Annotated in this window: 15 protein-coding genes; 9 read left to right on the forward strand and 6 right to left on the reverse strand. The window is 57.0% G+C overall.

Annotation, left to right across the window (positions count from 1 at the left end):
* Window positions 1–3: 3 nt before the first annotated feature.
* Complete coding sequence (locus GOW48_RS12635) at window positions 4–888, reverse strand: phytanoyl-CoA dioxygenase family protein (RefSeq protein ID WP_170754260.1); 885 nt, start codon at window positions 886–888, stop codon at window positions 4–6.
* Window positions 889–992: 104 nt separating this feature from the next.
* On the opposite strand from GOW48_RS12635, the gene GOW48_RS12640 reads away from it, so the two are divergent.
* On the forward strand, window positions 993–1,883 hold the full coding sequence (locus GOW48_RS12640; protein ID WP_170754263.1) for a LysR family transcriptional regulator: 891 nt from the start codon (window positions 993–995) through the stop codon (window positions 1,881–1,883).
* Here GOW48_RS12640 and GOW48_RS12645 read toward each other — a convergent pair.
* The 3 genes from GOW48_RS12645 to GOW48_RS12655 are packed head-to-tail and all read right to left on the reverse strand — an operon-like array spanning window position 1,856 to window position 4,302.
* Window positions 1,856–2,938 (reverse strand): helix-turn-helix domain-containing protein, encoded by a 1,083-nt coding sequence (locus tag GOW48_RS12645; protein ID WP_462362597.1) that lies wholly within the window; start codon window positions 2,936–2,938, stop codon window positions 1,856–1,858. The genes GOW48_RS12640 and GOW48_RS12645 overlap by 28 nt on opposite strands.
* A gap of 48 nt (window positions 2,939–2,986) precedes the next feature.
* Window positions 2,987–3,733 carry an anti-sigma factor gene (locus tag GOW48_RS12650; RefSeq protein ID WP_170754267.1) on the reverse strand — a complete coding sequence of 249 codons (747 nt, stop codon included), beginning with the start codon at window positions 3,731–3,733 and terminating at the stop codon, window positions 2,987–2,989.
* On the reverse strand, window positions 3,730–4,302 hold the full coding sequence (locus tag GOW48_RS12655; RefSeq protein WP_331251810.1) for an RNA polymerase sigma factor: 573 nt from the start codon (window positions 4,300–4,302) through the stop codon (window positions 3,730–3,732). The genes GOW48_RS12650 and GOW48_RS12655 overlap by 4 nt, the downstream gene beginning before the upstream one ends.
* A gap of 48 nt (window positions 4,303–4,350) precedes the next feature.
* Between GOW48_RS12655 and GOW48_RS12660 the strand changes: the two genes are divergently transcribed.
* The 3 genes from GOW48_RS12660 to GOW48_RS12670 all read left to right on the forward strand — a co-directional run bounded on the left by GOW48_RS12660 (window position 4,351) and on the right by GOW48_RS12670 (window position 8,621).
* A complete protein-coding gene (locus tag GOW48_RS12660) occupies window positions 4,351–5,298 on the forward strand; it encodes a c-type cytochrome (RefSeq protein ID WP_170754268.1) in 948 nt (315 codons plus the stop codon).
* Between the two features lie 75 nt (window positions 5,299–5,373).
* Window positions 5,374–6,396, forward strand: a complete 1,023-nt coding sequence (locus GOW48_RS12665) for an Ldh family oxidoreductase (RefSeq protein ID WP_170754271.1) — start codon at window positions 5,374–5,376, stop codon at window positions 6,394–6,396.
* A gap of 65 nt (window positions 6,397–6,461) precedes the next feature.
* On the forward strand, window positions 6,462–8,621 hold the full coding sequence (locus GOW48_RS12670) for a Tex family protein (RefSeq protein WP_170754273.1): 2,160 nt from the start codon (window positions 6,462–6,464) through the stop codon (window positions 8,619–8,621).
* Between the two features lie 80 nt (window positions 8,622–8,701).
* Here the strand turns inward: GOW48_RS12670 and GOW48_RS12675 are convergent, their stop codons facing one another.
* Together GOW48_RS12675 and GOW48_RS12680 are read right to left on the reverse strand one after the other, a co-directional pair.
* Window positions 8,702–9,544 carry a cytochrome P460 family protein gene (locus GOW48_RS12675; protein ID WP_170754275.1) on the reverse strand — a complete coding sequence of 281 codons (843 nt, stop codon included), beginning with the start codon at window positions 9,542–9,544 and terminating at the stop codon, window positions 8,702–8,704.
* 165 nt (window positions 9,545–9,709) lie between these two features.
* A complete protein-coding gene (locus GOW48_RS12680) occupies window positions 9,710–10,291 on the reverse strand; it encodes a YceI family protein (protein ID WP_170754277.1) in 582 nt (193 codons plus the stop codon).
* Between the two features lie 85 nt (window positions 10,292–10,376).
* Here GOW48_RS12680 and GOW48_RS12685 point away from each other — a divergent pair, with 85 nt between their 5' ends.
* The 5 genes from GOW48_RS12685 (at window position 10,377) to GOW48_RS12705 (ending at window position 15,512) form a co-directional block, all read left to right on the forward strand.
* Entirely contained in the window at window positions 10,377–11,111 is a 735-nt protein-coding gene (locus GOW48_RS12685; RefSeq protein ID WP_170754279.1) for an endonuclease/exonuclease/phosphatase family protein, read from the forward strand.
* A 201-nt stretch (window positions 11,112–11,312) separates the two neighbouring features.
* Window positions 11,313–11,933, forward strand: a complete 621-nt coding sequence (locus GOW48_RS12690) for a CDP-alcohol phosphatidyltransferase family protein (protein ID WP_234899480.1) — start codon at window positions 11,313–11,315, stop codon at window positions 11,931–11,933.
* Window positions 11,930–13,543, forward strand: coding sequence for a sulfatase-like hydrolase/transferase (locus tag GOW48_RS12695; protein ID WP_170754283.1), 1,614 nt, complete (start codon window positions 11,930–11,932; stop codon window positions 13,541–13,543). The genes GOW48_RS12690 and GOW48_RS12695 overlap by 4 nt, the downstream gene beginning before the upstream one ends.
* A complete protein-coding gene (locus GOW48_RS12700) occupies window positions 13,540–14,442 on the forward strand; it encodes a lysylphosphatidylglycerol synthase transmembrane domain-containing protein (RefSeq protein ID WP_170754285.1) in 903 nt (300 codons plus the stop codon). The genes GOW48_RS12695 and GOW48_RS12700 overlap by 4 nt, the downstream gene beginning before the upstream one ends.
* The gene (locus tag GOW48_RS12705; RefSeq protein ID WP_174821891.1) at window positions 14,439–15,512 is read left to right on the forward strand and encodes a glycosyltransferase family 4 protein; all 1,074 of its coding nucleotides are present in this window, start codon (window positions 14,439–14,441) and stop codon (window positions 15,510–15,512) included. Before GOW48_RS12700 ends, GOW48_RS12705 begins: the two co-directional genes overlap by 4 nt.
* Window positions 15,513–15,523: the final 11 nt, after the last annotated feature.

Here is a 15,523-nt window from a genome sequence, read left to right on the forward strand (position 1 = left end):
GCTTTAAGAATTGGCGTATAGCGGCACAGAACTGTCTGCTCCCTCAGCCAGGGCCTTGCTCTGATCTTGCCGTACCTGCTCGTAAAGCGCCAACGCCTCGGGTGAAAACAGCGTTTCGGGCGCAGGTACCGGCACGAAATTGCTTTGCGTATCTTCGCCCCGTGCCAACAGGGCATAATCGCGTTCGGCCACCAATTGCTTTGCATTCGGGTTCAGATAGCGGATGGCCAGACCAATCCGCCGGTCATCCGAGCGGTTTGGTCCAGAGCCGTGGATGGTCAACCCGTGGTGCAGCGACATCTGACCCGGTGCCAGCTCGATATGGGTTTTATCCTCATCCGCGACCTCTACCGCGATCTCCTGCCCGCGCGACAATAAATTCGTATCCGAATAGGTGTCGTTATGCGGAAGGATCGGGTTCTTGTGGCTGGCGCTTACGAAATCCATACATCCGCTGTCACACGTTGCAGGAGACAGCGCGATCCACGCGGTCACCTGATCCGGCGTTTCGCCCATCCCCCAATAGGTCAGATCCTGATGCATACCGACTGTTTGGCGGGTGTGCGGTTCCTTAACAAAAAACTCGGCCGACCAAACCATGATATCCGGCCCCAGAATACCCTGAACGATATCCAGCACCCGAGGGTCCGTCGCAAGGCGCGCTGCCAGCGGCATAACAAGATGTGCGTTGACCCGTTTATAAGTATTCAGGGGTAGCGGAAGATCTGCGCCAAGCCAGTCTTTCTCGATCTGTTCGAACTCTGCCCTGATCTCGGACGTTTCCTGTTCCGAAAACGTAGTGAGCGGGTACAGATATCCGTCCTCCCAATAGCTTTCTATCTGCTCAGGCGTCAGACTGCCAATCGGCGCGGAATTCAATGCAGACATGCGTGTCTCCTTCTCAGGCATGTCTTCAAAGCTTAGACGTTATCCGAAGTAAGGCAGAATGTTGTGTCTTGCCCGTGAGGATAAGTTGAGCTTAGCCTGAATTCATGTCGTCCCGCATCCCATCCCTCAATTGGCTTCGTGTCTTCGAGGCTGCGGCCCGCACCGAAAGCTTTGCGCGCGCGGCTGGGCAGTTGAACATGTCTTCAGCCGCCGTCAGTCAGCAAGTCAAAGCCCTGGAAAATCAACTGGGAACGCCCCTGTTCCATCGCCATGCCCACTCTGTGACACTGACCGAGGCAGGTCGCGCCTATTTGCCTTCGGTCCAGCAATCGCTTTTGATGCTGGAAACGTCGACCACGGGTCTTTTTGGCGAAACGCGCGGGCAACGCTTGTACGTTCAGTCGGTGCTTTTGTTTGCGCATGGTATTCTGGCCAGCGGGTTGCCAACGTTTCAGGACCTGTACCCCAGGATCAACCTGTCTTTGACGACCGGTAATCTGACGGCAGACTTTGCCAATCGATTTACCGATCTTCAAATCGTTTTCGGAAACCCGACACTTTTCGGCACTGAGGGCGACGAATTGTTGCGCGAACGCCTTTACCCCGTCGCTCCGCCAGATATCGCGGATCGCATCCATAGCCCTGAGGACCTGTTTCAGTTCACCCTCATCGAAGTTTCAACCCATCGCGCCAGCTGGCTTCATCTGTTCGAAACACTGCGCCTTCCAGCTGGGCGGGCCCGGTTTTTCTTTGCCGACAATTCCATAATGGCGGCTGAGCTATCCGCCAACCGAGGCGGTATTGCCTTGGCGCGTGCCCCTGCATCTGACCGGGTCATGGCCCTGTCGGGCCTTGTTCCCTGCCTGCCCGGCATCGACGTTGCGGGGCAAGAAGCCTATCACCTGATTTACCCGTCCAAATCTGCTTTGCGACCCCCCGCCCGAGACTTTCGCAACTGGATCATGGATTACAGTGCTGCGGTCCAGACACGGTAACGTCCCTGCCCTGTCACCTCGCGGATCAAACCGCGTGACGTGAAAAGGTCAATGTTACGCTGCGCGGTCGCTCGTGACGCCTTGGTCAATTCTTCAGCCAAAGGAACCGAAACCATTGGCCACGCGGCTAGCACATCAACCAGCATTGGCGGGGTTTTCCCACTCAGATCGGACGTAAGATCCCGAGCACGGAGTTCCCACGCGCTGACACGGTCCAAGTGAAGTAATGCAGCCAAAACGGCCTGACCTAACCCCTTGATCCATGCACTTAGCTTATCGTTGACCTCTCCAACCCCACGTAAAGCACCCGGTCCAGACAGTGCAACCGGCATGAAAAGGGCGCCTCCCCGGCCCATCGTTGCCGCGTGTCGGGCGGCAATGACCGCAGCCTCTGTGTCTTGTCCCATGCCCTGAGACAGAGCGCGCCATGCGTGGAATGCAATCGCTGCTTGCGTAACCGGGTGCAGGCTTGCAACCCTGTCCATCACGTCCGCCAAATCAGCAATCGCCTCGGGGACCTCGTCCATGTCAAGCGCCATACGATCAAGAAATGCGGTCAATCCAGTGGTCCAGCCACCCTCGGCCGGGCCAGCTCCGGTTGTCAGGCGTCTGACGGCCCAACCTGCCCGAAACAACGCCTGAACGTCATCTCCGGTCGATCCGATCCGCAACCCTGTCCACAGCGCCAGACGATCAACGCCAATCCGGTCACCGGTCCACCAACCTAGGTCTGAAACATCCATCAGTGCCAACCGATGCGTCCATCCCTCTGGACCTGCTCGTAGTCTCTCGTCCAGAGCCCCGAAACTTGCCGCAAGATCCGCCAGTTCATAGGAGAGTTCGGCCTGCGCGGCCCGCCAATCTCTGAAGTCGAACAGTGTTCTGCGGTCGGCCTTCGGACCCGGTGGCAGAAAATCTTCGTCAATCTCGGCGTCGGCGGGCAGAAACCACAGATCGTCTTCCTCTGGCGGATCAGCATCATAGATGCTGCGCGGCCCCAGCGAGTCGTCGTCTTCCGGGTCTGGCCTGACAGGTTTAGTGGTCATACCCGGCATATTTCGGGTATTTCCACCAGTTCACAAGGCGTTTCTGCAGCGGATGGATCAGCTGGCGAAACTTGCGGTCAAAATATCCAGCTGCCCTTCCAGAGGTGTCTGCGGATTGCTGCCAATCAGCATATAACCATAGCCACCTTCGGACCATGTCGCCGTTGCCAGACCGCTAAGCTCGGCAAGATTGACGTCCTTACTGGGGGCACCCTCACCTTGTCGGATGATACAAAAGGCGAATGGTTGGCCTTGTTCGTCGGCAAATACCACCTGAACCAGCGGTTTGCCATTGAATGACAAAACCTGCGCGCGTTTCAGTTCCATTCCTGGCAAAGCTTCAAGCGTTTCGCGGTTCAAGGACCGTCCCAGCTCTGCCTCTGCCAAATCGAACTGCATTTTCAGCGCCTGTTCCGAGTTGTCCAGCGACGCAATCGTGTCTGGTACATAAAGCGACTGATAGATCGCCGCCTGCTGCGCCCAACCCAGAGGTTCAGGCCGGGTTGTCCAGAACGTTGCTGACACAGCGACAACTGCCACCGAAGCCGCAACGGCCATCAGGCGCCACGGTCCGCCTGAAGATTGCGAAGATTCCACCGGCTGCGGCTCTGGCAGCTCAACTTTCGGCGCCTCGGCGGGCACCTTTTCAAATACCGCCTGCACCATAGGTGCGAACGGGTCCAGCGCCATAAGGCGCGCCTCGAGCTCAGGGTCGTCCTCGACCGCGTGTTCAATCGCGGTTGCCTGGTCGTCATCCACTGTGCCTTCCAGATACGCTATCAGCGTCTCATCGGAAAACTTCATTTGCCACTCCGTCGAACGGCGTCTGCAGCACTTAGCTGCATCACGGTTTTAAGTTTCTGCCGGGCGTTAGACAACCGGCTCATAATGGTTCCAATCGGCACATCCAGCATCGCAGCCGCTTCGCGGTAGCTATAGCCCTCAACGAACACAAGCATGACCGTTTCCCGCTGCGCTTCAGGCAGGTGCATCACTTGAGTAAACACCTCAGCTGCGAAAATATTCGTTTCCGAGTCAGCTTCAGGCGAAATTAATTCTGCTTCGGGTGTGACCGACAGCGCCTGCGCCTTCCGAACCGAGCGCGCCCGGACTTCATTCAGCCAGATCGAGCGGCAGATCGTCATCAGCCAACTGTCCAACCGGTCATGTGATGTCACTTGATGATGGCGCTCGAGCGCGCGAAGGCAAGTGGATTGCAATAAATCGTCGGCTACGTCGGAGGCGCCGGACAAGGCCAGCCCAAACCGCCAGACGCGTTTTGAATGCGTCTGTATCGCGCCGCGTACGGCTTGTTCGGAACTAATTGCACCAACCATTGAATAAATAGTGACCTGTGTGTGTTTGACATTCACGAGCCGGGCCCGCCTGGTCAGAATTGACATAACCCGTGGAGGAAAGAAATGAAACTTCTGTTGAAAGCAGTCACGATTGCGTCGGCAATTGTTGCAACGCCAGTACTGGCCGAGCATTGGACCCTGTCGCCTGAAAACTCTCATTTGGCGTATGGTACCATCAAGAAAGACACCGTGGGCGAGGTCAATTCCTTCACCAACCTTTCCGGTCACGTGGGTCCAGATGGCAAGGCCGAGATCGAAATCGATCTGTCGTCGGTCGAAACGAATATCGACATCCGTAACGAGCGGATGATCGAGCACGTCTTCCGCAAAGCGGGCACTGCCGCCCTGAAGGCCGAGTTTGACATGGCCGAGGTCAAGGCGCTTGGAGTAGGCGAAACCGCGGTAATTGACGTCGAAGCGGTACTTACGCTGGTGGGGACAGACGTGGAATTCGAGGCAGAAATGTTCGTTGTCCGCGTATCCGAGACGTCGGTTATGGTGTCAACCAATGACATGGTGTTTATCAGCACCGAAGACGCAGGCGTGAATGCAGGTGTCGACAAGCTGATGGAACTGGCCAGCCTGCCCGGCATCACCCGCACCGTACCAGTCACTGCGCGCTTGTTCTTCAACATGGATGAAAACAAAGCCGAGGCAACACCCGCTGCCGCTGCAACCCCGGTCGCCGTCGCTGCGGTGGAAGGCGACATTAAAGCCGGTAAGAAAGTCTACCGCAAATGCAAAGCCTGCCATCAAATCAAAGAAGGCAAGAATGGCGTTGGACCGTCATTGTACGGAATCGTCGGTGCACAAGCAGCACAAGCGGAAGGGTTCAAATACTCGGATGCTCTGAAGGCGTCAGGGCTGGTCTGGAACCCTGAAACTCTGGCTGCCTTTTTGGCTGACCCCAAAGGCGCCCTGCCCGGCAACAAAATGCAGTTCCCCGGCCTGAAGAAAGAGGAAGACATCACCAACGTGATTGCCTATTTGCAGGACGAGGCGCAGAGCTAAGGCTCAAAACCGTTTCCCTCACCTGCCCCGCCGCGCTATGCCTGTCATAACCAAATGACAACGCAGGGGCGGGGCATGAACGAGACGGTCAAACTGGAACTGGACGAGATTAAGGCTCTTAGCCTCAACATCTTGACAAAATCCGGTTTTGGAACGGACCACGCTAACGCAATTGCAGGGATGCTTGCGACCTGTCAAATCGACGATTGCCAGTCTCACGGGTTGTTCCGCCTGTTCATGTGCAACGACACCATGAAAGCGGGCAAGATCGATGGGCGTGTCGCGCCGGTGTTGGAACATTCTGACAATGCCATCGTTCGGGTGGATGCGCAGGACGGCATGTCCTTGCTGGCCTTCGAACAGGCGCTGCCGGTACTGATCGAGAAGACGCGAACCCACGGTATTGCCGCCATGGCGATCAACCGCTGCTTTCACTTCTCGGCGCTCTGGCCCGAGGTCGAGCGCTTGTCTGCGGTTGGCCTGGCCGCGATGGCGATGGTGCCCAGCCATTCCTGGGTCGCCCCTGCGGGGGGCACGCGCGGTAGCCTCGGCACCAACCCGCTGGCCTTCAGTTGGCCGCGTCAGGGGCAAGACCCGTTTACATTCGACTTTGCCACCAGTGCCTTCGCCCGCGGTGAAATTGAACTCTATCGACGCGCGGGCAAGCCCCTGCCCGAGGGTGTGGCCATCGACAAGGACGGCCAACCCACGACCGATCCACAGGCGGCGATGGAGGGCGCAATGCTGACCTTTGGCGGCTATAAGGGCTCGGCCCTGTCGATCATGATCGAGCTGATGGCAGGCCCTCTGATCGACGATTTGACCAGCCTTGAAAGCATGGAATACGCCGAAGGCGCGGGCGGCGCGCCCTATCACGGCGAGATCATTCTTGCTTTTGATCCGGCCCAGTTCAGCGGTGGCCGTTTGGCCGCAAATGATACCCGCGCCGAGCGTTTGTTCGCCGATATCATCGGTCAGGGCGCACGCCTGCCCTCGCAAAGGCGCTTTGCCGCAAGGGCCCGCAACACTGAACGTGGTTACGTCGAAATTGCCAAAACGCTGCACGACGATTTGCAGGCGCTAGCCGCTCAGGTGTAAGGCCTCTTTCCCTTCGGCATATGGCTGGCTAAGTAGGTCCTCCGGATAATACTCAGGAGGCCCCCTTGGACCGCATCGCCCGCACCATCGCCACAGAGATCAGCGCCCGCCCCGAACAGGTCGGTGCTGCGGTGAAATTGCTGGACGAAGGGGCCACCGTTCCCTTTGTCGCGCGGTACCGCAAAGAAGCGACAGGTGGGTTGGACGACACTCAACTGCGCACGCTGTCTGACCGGCTGACCTATCTGCGCGAACTTGAAGCGCGGCGCGAAACGATTCTGGGCTCGATTAAGGATCAAGGCAAACTGACCGACGATCTGGTCAAGTCCATTACTCGGGCGGACACAAAGGCGCAGCTGGAAGATATCTACCTGCCTTACAAGCCCAAGCGCCGCACCAAAGCCATGATCGCGCGCGAAAACGGGTTGGAGCCGCTGGCCGATGCGATCCTGACAAACCGCTCGGCCAATCCGGAGGCACTGGCCGAGCGTTATGTAACCGAAGCCGTGCCCACCACCAAAGATGCCCTGAACGGCGCGCGCGACATCATCGCCGAGCGATTGACCGAGGATGCAAGCTTGTTGGGCGATTTACGCGGCTTCATGCAACGCGAAGCGTATCTGACGTCCAAAGTCATCGACGGCAAACAAACCGAGGGTGCCAAGTTCAGCGACTATTTTGACCATGTCGAGCTTTGGGCCAATACGCCCTCTCATCGCGCGTTGGCGATGCTGCGCGCGTCCAAGGATGGTATTGTTACACTTGATATCGCGCCTGAACCCGAGACCGGAGTGGCGCGCGCCGAGGCCATAGTTGCTGCGTGTTTGCACACGCGCAGCGATGCACCCGGAGACGTGTGGCTTCGCAAGGTGGCGGGTTGGACGTGGCGGGTTAAACTGTCCCTGTCCCTTATGGTTGAATTGATGGCCGATCTGCGCAGCAGGGCGCAGGATGACGCAATTCAGGTGTTCTCGAATAACCTCAAGGATTTGCTGTTTTCCGCACCAGCAGGTGCCAAGGCAACGCTGGGATTGGACCCCGGCATTCGTACCGGTGTGAAGGCGGCTGTTGTCGACCCAACCGGCAAAGTCATTGCCACCACCACGCTGTATCCGTTTCAACCGAAAAACGACCTGAAGGCCACGCAGTCAAGCATTCTGGCCATGATCGAAGCGCATCAGATCGAGTTGATCGCGATCGGCAACGGCACAGCAAGCCGCGAAACTGAGAAGATGGTCGCCGACACGTTGAAACTGCTGCCCAAGTCAGTGAAAGCGCCCACCAAGGTGGTGGTTTCCGAGGCAGGCGCTTCGGTATACTCGGCCTCGGAACTCGCGGCGCGTGAGTTTCCCGATCTGGATGTGTCACTGCGCGGCGCTGTTTCAATCGCACGGCGCCTGCAAGATCCGTTGGCCGAGCTGGTCAAGATCGAACCCAAATCAATCGGAGTGGGCCAATATCAGCACGATGTGGATCAGCACCGGTTATCGCAGTCGCTGGCATCCGCCGTCGAAGATGTCGTGAACGCCGTTGGGGTGGACCTGAATACCGCCTCTGCCCCGCTCCTTTCACACGTCTCGGGCCTGGGGCCTGGCCTTGCCGAAGCCATCGTGTCACATCGTGACATCAACGGCCCGTTCGCCACGCGGTCCGAACTTTTGGACGTCGCGCGGTTGGGTCCACGCGCCTATGAACAATCCGCAGGGTTTCTGCGCATCCGGGACGGCAAAGAGCCCCTGGATGCATCCTCGGTGCATCCCGAAGCCTACGACGTAGCCCGGCGCATCGTTTCTGCCTGCGGGCGAGACATTCGGCAGATCATGGGGAATGAACAGGCCCTGAAACGGCTGAAACCGCAGCAATTCGTCGATGCCAGATTTGGCCTTCCGACTGTCCAAGACATCTTTGCCGAGCTTGAAAAACCCGGGCGCGACCCGCGTCCAAGTTTTGTAACCGCGACTTTCCGCGAAGGTGTCGAGGAGATTTCCGATCTAAAGCCCGGAATGGTTCTGGAAGGCACCGTGACCAACGTCGCTGCCTTCGGCGCGTTTGTCGATATCGGTGTTCATCAGGACGGGCTGGTGCATGTCAGCCAGTTGGCCGACAGGTTTGTCAAAAATCCCCATGACGTGGTCAAAACCGGCCAGATTGTCAAAGTGGCCGTCGTCGATGTGGACACCAAGCGCAAACGCATTGGTTTGAGCATGCGCAAGAAAAAGGGATAGCCTTGGGTGCGTTGCACAAGCAAAAAACCCCGGCAATTCAGCCGGGGTTTTCAGAAATCTACAGTGCGACGAACGCCCTTTTACTCGACGATCTTGTGCGAATAGCCAGCCGTTTGTGACGCGTGGAAGTCTTCGACCCAGTCAACGGTAAACGCGTAGTCATCCTCGGTCAGCGGCTTGTGGCAGGCCATGCACGGAGCTTCGTTCACACCAGCCTTGTTCGAGCCGTCGACTTCAAAGACCGAATAACGCCAATCGTCATTCTTATAGATTTCAGGGACATCATCCCCCCAACCGTCGCGCTTTTCCATTGCCGTAAAGAGCTTACGCTCGCCAGCAATCAATTTACCCTCAGCGTCCTTTAGCAGATTACCATCAGCGTCTTTTTTAGCGTCGTAAATCTCGACCAGGAAATACGAACCAGGTTTGAACGGCAGACCGGTCTTGACCCCTTCAAGCGCCAAATCGTTACCGCTGAAGAACCGAACCTGTTTACGGTCGTCATAGTCTTTGCGGTGATAACGGGTGAACGTGGTTTCATGATCCTTCGGGAACGCCATCAACGATCCGTCAAGACCCGTTTCATTGCTGGCAACCGCCCCAGCTTCGCCCCCGGGCAGGCTGGCGAAATAAGCGGCCAGATTATCGATCTCTGCATCGGACAGGTTCGCTGCGATGGCGTTCATCAAATCATCCTTGCGGCTTTCGGTTTTGAACGCCATCAACTGCTTTTTGATGTAGCCTTCTTTTTGACCGGCAAGGTTTGGGAAGTTGTCGGCCGTACTGATACCAGCACTACCGTGGCAGGCGGCGCATTGCGCGGCCGTTTCACTACCAGCCTGGATATCTCCGGCATTCACAACGGTCCCTAGCGAGGTGCCAACTATGGCGGCCCTTAGTGCCGCTTTTACCAACGATTTCATCAAATGTCCTTTCACTGGCTGGCAGCCGCCCGAAACATGACAAACGGCGATGCTTGCTGTGGTCAGGACATTAGGCACATGAACTACGCACGCAATGGATGCACCGTTCACAAACGCGCACAAAAAAATGAGACCATTTTTAAGCTTGGTGCAGGCCGAAACGGGTCATTCGATCCGCATAGCTTCGGTTTCGATTTTTATGTTCACAAGGTCACCCACAAGGCCATTCTCGACCGCGTAAGTCATGCCATAGTCGCTGCGTTTGATGGAGGCTTCTATCGAAAGCCCAAGCACAAACCGTTTGTGCCCAAATGGGTAGGGTTCAGCCTTGTTCAACGTCACGTTCAGTGTCACCGGCTGGGTCACGCCCAATATCGTCAGGTCTCCGGTCACTGTGCCCGCATTGTCTGTGGCGGCTGTACCAGACTCTGCGACAAAGGTGATTTCGGGGAATTCCGAGACATGCAGAAAATCCTTGTTTTTAACGTGCCCGTCACGCGCCTTGTTAAAGGTGTTGACGCTTTTGGCGTCGATCGCGACTTGAACATTCGCCAGTTCCTGCGTCTCGGTGTCATAGTCGAAAATACCCTGCACATTGCCGAATATCCCCAGCGTGTCGGCGTATCCAATGTGTTCTATGGTAAAAAACACCGTCGTATGTTCGGGGTCCAGTTCGTAGCTCGCCATTTCGGCGGCCGCTGCGATTGGAGAGGTTGCGATCAGAAAGCTTAAAGCAATATTGCGCATGGCTGGTCCCTTGACGATTGTCGAACTAGATAAAGGTAGTCAAACAACCATATAGCCCGCGCCCTGCACCGACAAAGTAAACTAAATGCGCTTAACCCGTCTAACTTGTGCCACTTGGAACATTCACCGCGCCAAGGGAGCGGACAAGCGGGTTGATCCCGATCGTATCCATCGAACCATCGCTGCTGATCTGGCCCCTCTTCGGCTGGACGTTTTAGCCTTGCAGGAGGCCGATGGCGAGTGCCGGCCACATGCGCGAATTTTAGACATGCGCCGCATACAGGCCGACACCGGCTTGGTTTACCAGCATGATCAGCATGCGATGCGATGGGGATCACAAAGCGACGGATTCCTGGGAACCATTCTATTTCTTCATCCGCTTTTTGAGGTGACCCACCGCGATGTTGTCGATCTTCCGGGGCATTGCCACCGAGGCGCGGTCGTGGTCGAGACCCTGCGAGACGGCGTCGATATGCGAATTCTCTCAACGCATTTATCGCTGTTCCAACCCTTGCGCGTCATACAAATGCGTATCATCGGGCAATATTTGCGGCGCCGCCCTAAGATGCAGACAATTCTTCTGGGTGACTTGAACGAATGGCGGCCGTGGGGTGGTTTGATGTTTCACAGACGTCTTGTTGGGCAAAAGCTTGCAGGACCTGCGCGGGCGACCTTTCCGTCACGCCGCCCTTTGTTGCCTCTGGACCGAATTATGACTGATCGGCCTGATGGGGTCTTTGATGCACAGGCTATGTCGACGCCGAATCTGCGCATGGCGTCAGACCATTTACCATTGATTGCTTCGGTCAAGGTTTCGTGATCACCTGAATAATGACGCTCGGCATTTGTTAAGAGATTAGTCAAAAGGGAAATCTACGCTAGATCACAATAGATTATGACACTGCAAACCAAAGCCCAAACGTCACAGCGCGTGACAGCGGATCGCCAGTCTCTCTGGCTGATGTCGCCCATGACCTCCTTTTGGCTTCAGGTAGGTTTGATTGGGTGTGGGCTGACAATCTTGGCATGGTTAGCCCTGCCAACCGTTTTTTGGGTTCTGCTTGCGTTCTTCGTGGCCTCGGCCCTTGCCGGGCTGGGGTTGGCAACTTCGTACCCTCACAGGTTGCTGGGCCTTTGCAATACCGTAACCTTGCTGCGCGCGGCCCTTGTGGCGTTCCTTTTCGGCACGCTTTTTGTCGCCGACACTGTGTCGGGCTGGGTGATATTCTGTATCGGAACAAGTGCATTTGCGATGGATGGCCTGGACGGCTGGCTGGCCCGTCGCTCGGGACTGAAATCCGATTTCGGCGCGCGGTTCGACATGGAAACCGATGCGGCCTTGGGTGCAGTGCTTGCGCTGTGGCTGATGCTATCCGGAACCACACAGGCCGAAGTTCTGATTCTTGGTTTTGCTCGCTATGCCTTTGTTGTTGCTGGTTGGGCAATACCCCGACTGCAAGGAGGGCTTAGGCCATCCTTTCGTCGCAAAACCATCTGCGTGGTACAGATCGCGGCACTTTTGATCCTCATTTGCCCGTTGGCACCTCACTTTCTGATCGCGCCGATTTCCATCAGTGCGTCAATCGCGCTGAGTTACTCATTTGGCGTGGATATCCGTTGGCTGCTGAGCCGCAACTCATGAGGTTATCTTTCGCACTTGTCCTCGGCGCTCTTTTGGTCTTTTGCGCTTTGGTCCTGCCGAACCATCCCGGCACAATGAATTGGTCTGCGGTGAACCGCTGGCCGCTGGAATTGCCCGTGATCCTTCTATTCATGATCGCATTCGGAAGGATCCCTGGGGTGGCGTCAATTCTGGCGGCCCTTTTGATCGCAGCCAGCCTGATGAAACTCGCTGACTACGCCACATTCACCGCGTATAACCGCACCTTCAATCCAATCGTCGATACATTTTTGATCGAGGCAGGTTTTGGCTTGTTGCAAGACAGTGTTGGCAGGCCCTTGGCCATAGCGATGGCTGTGACAGGCGGCGCGCTGGTGGCCATCTATTTCGTATTGCTGCGATTTGGGTTGAAAGCCTGGGGGTCTCTGTCACCCCCCGTTTGGGCGAAGACGGCTGCGGTGCTTGGCATAATGATCACAGGATCCTGGGCCGTGGCGGACGCCGGGCATCACCTTAAATACTGGCGTTTTGATCAAAGCCCTCCGGGCACGGCGTGGACATCCCGGCTGGTGTTCAAGCGTGGGACCGAGATGCAGGCAACCGTTGACGATCTGTCTGTGTTCCGTCGCGAGGCGCGGGCAGATCCGATGCGCCAAGCGCAAGGTTTGCTGGATAGGCTTTCGGGCCGCGATGTTCTACTGATCTGGATTGAAAGCTATGGCCGCGCGAGTTTTGATAATCCACTGTATTCCGAAACCCACCTGCCGACGCTGCAAAGTGCCGAGACGGCCCTTACGCAAGCGGGATTGTCCGTCAAAAGCGGCTGGCTGACCTCACCCACGGCAGGTGGCGAAAGCTGGCTGGCACATGGCGCCTTGTCGACCGGACTTTGGACGTCGGATAACGGACGCTACAACGCAATGCTGGTCAGCAATCGAAAGTGGTTGTTCCACTATGCGCGGGATGCCGGCTATCGCACGGCGGCGATCATGCCTGCGATTACGCTGGCCTGGCCCGAAAGCGCCGTGATGGGGTTCGATCACATATTTGCAGCCGCGGACATTCCTTATCGCGGAAAACGTTTTGGCTGGGTGACTATGCCTGATCAGTTCACTCTGGCGACCTATCAGGATTTGCTACCGCCCGACCCACGGCCTGATTTCATTCAAGTTGCGCTGATCTCGTCCCACGCGCCATGGACACCGATCCCGCAGATGATCAGGGATCAGGACCTGGGCGATGGAACCGTTTTCACACCGATGGCCGAGCAAGGCCCCCCCGCGCGGGAGTTATGGAAGGATCACGATGATGTGCGGGACGCCTATCGCCGCGCGGTCGACTACAGTTTGCAAGCAGTGTTTTCGCATGTGGCAAAACTGGGTAAGCAAGCACCACTGGTTATTGTCGCAGGAGATCATCAAGCCGCAGGTTTTGTGGCTGGCAGTGACAATCGCGATGTCCCGATCCATGTTATCGGCCCCACAGATGTTCTGTCTTTGATTAACCACTGGGGCTGGGCTGACGGTCTAGCGCCCGCCGCAGATGGCCCGGTACGTCGGATGGATACGTTTCGCGATGATTTCCTGTTAGCCTTCACTTCTTCGGGGCAATTAGCGGGGGAACCGAGATGAGTGCCCGCCTGTTTCGCCTGTTCGGATCACTTGCGCTGTTGGGCGTCGTGTTGTGGTGGAGCGCGGCCGGAGAGGTCTGGGAAAGACTGCGCGAAGCTCAGCCGTTCTGGATTGTGATAGCAATCCTTGCCTTGAATTGCAGCACCCTATCAATGGCACGGCGATGGCAGCTAACCGCGCGGGCGTTGGAGCTGAAGATGACTTTCCGCGCAGCGCTAAAGGAATATTATCTAGCTCTTCTCGCCAATTCGCTGTTACCCGGTGGTGTCGTTGGCGATGTCAGCCGTGCAATCCGAACACGCCAGCATGGCGACCTGAAACGCGCAGCGCAATCCGTCGTGGCCGAGCGGCTTATGGGCCAGGTGGCTCTGTTTGCGGTCCTTTTTGCCGGTCTGTCCGTTAGTTTGTTGTGGCCGGGTGGAATCGAATGGCCCAGCGGGACAGGATGGATGCTGGGAGCTGGCGTTGCCCTGTCTTTCGGTGTGTTGATCTGGCTGGCGTCGGCTCAAAAGACAGCCCGTTTTACGAAGTTCTGCCTTGTGCTGATGGTCCGCCCAGAGATTTCGGCTCATGCCATGACGGCCGCTGCTCTGTTGATCTTCGGCCTCTATGCATGCGCCCGTGCTACTGGAACAGAACTATCGATTGAGGCAAGCGTGACAGTTCTGCCCTTGGTCTTGTGCGCCATGCTGGTTCCGTTGTCGATCGCCGGTTGGGGATGGAGAGAAGGCGCCGCCGCCGCGCTATTTCCCATACTCGGGGCATCGCCCGAAGCTGGGATCGCGATGGGTATCTGTTATGGTGCTGTGATGCTGTTGGCCGCCCTTCCTGCGGTTGCTTTTGTTTTTATGCTCTCCGAAGCTGAGTTGAACACAAATCCCTTGGAAAACGCATCATGAGCGCCGTTTTTGCGATACCCGGAGACAAAGACCAGCGCACCGGCGGTTATATCTATGATGCGACCGTATTGGATTTGTTGAACCAAATCGGCTGCCCAACCGCGCATCTGGAACTGCCCGGCAGTTTTCCGAATGCACCTGCGCATGACATGGAAACTGCGCTGAATGCTCTGCGGGCCGTTCCTGCCTCTACCCCGGTTATCGTGGACGGTTTGGCTCTGGGCGCCATGCCACCCGAAGGTGTCGCCAGTATTGCCGCACCTGTGATCGCGCTTGTCCACCATCCGCTTGGGCTGGAAACCGGAACAGATCCCGCCCGCGCACAGGATTTGATCCGCAACGAGGCCGCAGTGCTGGAACATGTCGCCCATGTCATCGTGACCAGCACCCATATCGGGGAGACGCTTTGGGCCGATTTCGGTGTGTCCCCTGATCGGATCACTGTGGCAAGCCCCGGCTTCCTGCGCCCCATGACTGGTTCAGCACCTGTTTCACCACCGCTGATCCTGAGTGTTGGATTATTGTCATCGCGCAAGGGCCACGACGTTCTGATCTCTGCTTTGGCGCAAATTGCCGACCTGCCTTGGCAAGCGGAAATTGTCGGCCGCCCGCAAGACCCAAACTATACAGCAGAATTACAATCACAGATCTCGAATGCAGGGTTAGCTAATCGTATCCAACTAAGGGGCGAGGTCGATGGTGCCGCCATCGAGGATGCATACCGACGCGCAAGTATGTTCGCTCTGGCCACACGATACGAAGGCTACGGTATGGTCCTGAGCGAGGCGATGCTGCACGGTCTGCCGGTTGTTTCCTGCGCAGTCGGCGCGGTCCCCGAAACGGTTGGCTATGCCGGGCGTCTTGTGCCCGCCGATCAACCGGATGCCTTTGCAGCCGAATTGCGCACCCTGCTGGAAGACCCGGATCAGTTGGCGAAAGCTGCGCAGGCTTCACTGGAACAGTCGGCAGGGTTGCCGAGCTGGCACGACACAACCCGGCATTTCGCCGATGTCATCAAACGGGTGGCCGAGTCACTTGCGCCGCCTTTCCCCTTTGGACCCACGAAATGAACTGGACTGCC

The organism is Ruegeria lacuscaerulensis (genome assembly GCF_013033355.1).
GTDB lineage: Bacteria > Pseudomonadota > Alphaproteobacteria > Rhodobacterales > Rhodobacteraceae > Ruegeria > Ruegeria lacuscaerulensis_A.

Bases quoted from the DNA above. Each gene is read 5' to 3' on its own strand.
- GOW48_RS12680 (WP_170754277.1), bottom strand. From the start codon at position 10,291: ATGCGCAATATTGCTTTAAGCTTTCTGATCGCAACCTCTCCAATCGCA.
- GOW48_RS12665 (WP_170754271.1), top strand. From the start codon at position 5,374: ATGAACGAGACGGTCAAACTGGAACTGGACGAGATTAAGGCTCTTAGC.
- GOW48_RS12695 (WP_170754283.1), top strand. From the start codon at position 11,930: ATGAGGTTATCTTTCGCACTTGTCCTCGGCGCTCTTTTGGTCTTTTGC.
- GOW48_RS12640 (WP_170754263.1), top strand. From the start codon at position 993: ATGTCGTCCCGCATCCCATCCCTCAATTGGCTTCGTGTCTTCGAGGCT.
- GOW48_RS12705 (WP_174821891.1), top strand. From the start codon at position 14,439: ATGAGCGCCGTTTTTGCGATACCCGGAGACAAAGACCAGCGCACCGGC.
- GOW48_RS12650 (WP_170754267.1), bottom strand. From the start codon at position 3,733: ATGAAGTTTTCCGATGAGACGCTGATAGCGTATCTGGAAGGCACAGTG.
- GOW48_RS12645 (WP_462362597.1), bottom strand. From the start codon at position 2,938: ATGCCGGGTATGACCACTAAACCTGTCAGGCCAGACCCGGAAGACGAC.
- GOW48_RS12700 (WP_170754285.1), top strand. From the start codon at position 13,540: ATGAGTGCCCGCCTGTTTCGCCTGTTCGGATCACTTGCGCTGTTGGGC.
- GOW48_RS12660 (WP_170754268.1), top strand. From the start codon at position 4,351: ATGAAACTTCTGTTGAAAGCAGTCACGATTGCGTCGGCAATTGTTGCA.
- GOW48_RS12675 (WP_170754275.1), bottom strand. From the start codon at position 9,544: ATGAAATCGTTGGTAAAAGCGGCACTAAGGGCCGCCATAGTTGGCACC.
- GOW48_RS12635 (WP_170754260.1), bottom strand. From the start codon at position 888: ATGTCTGCATTGAATTCCGCGCCGATTGGCAGTCTGACGCCTGAGCAG.
- GOW48_RS12685 (WP_170754279.1), top strand. From the start codon at position 10,377: ATGCGCTTAACCCGTCTAACTTGTGCCACTTGGAACATTCACCGCGCC.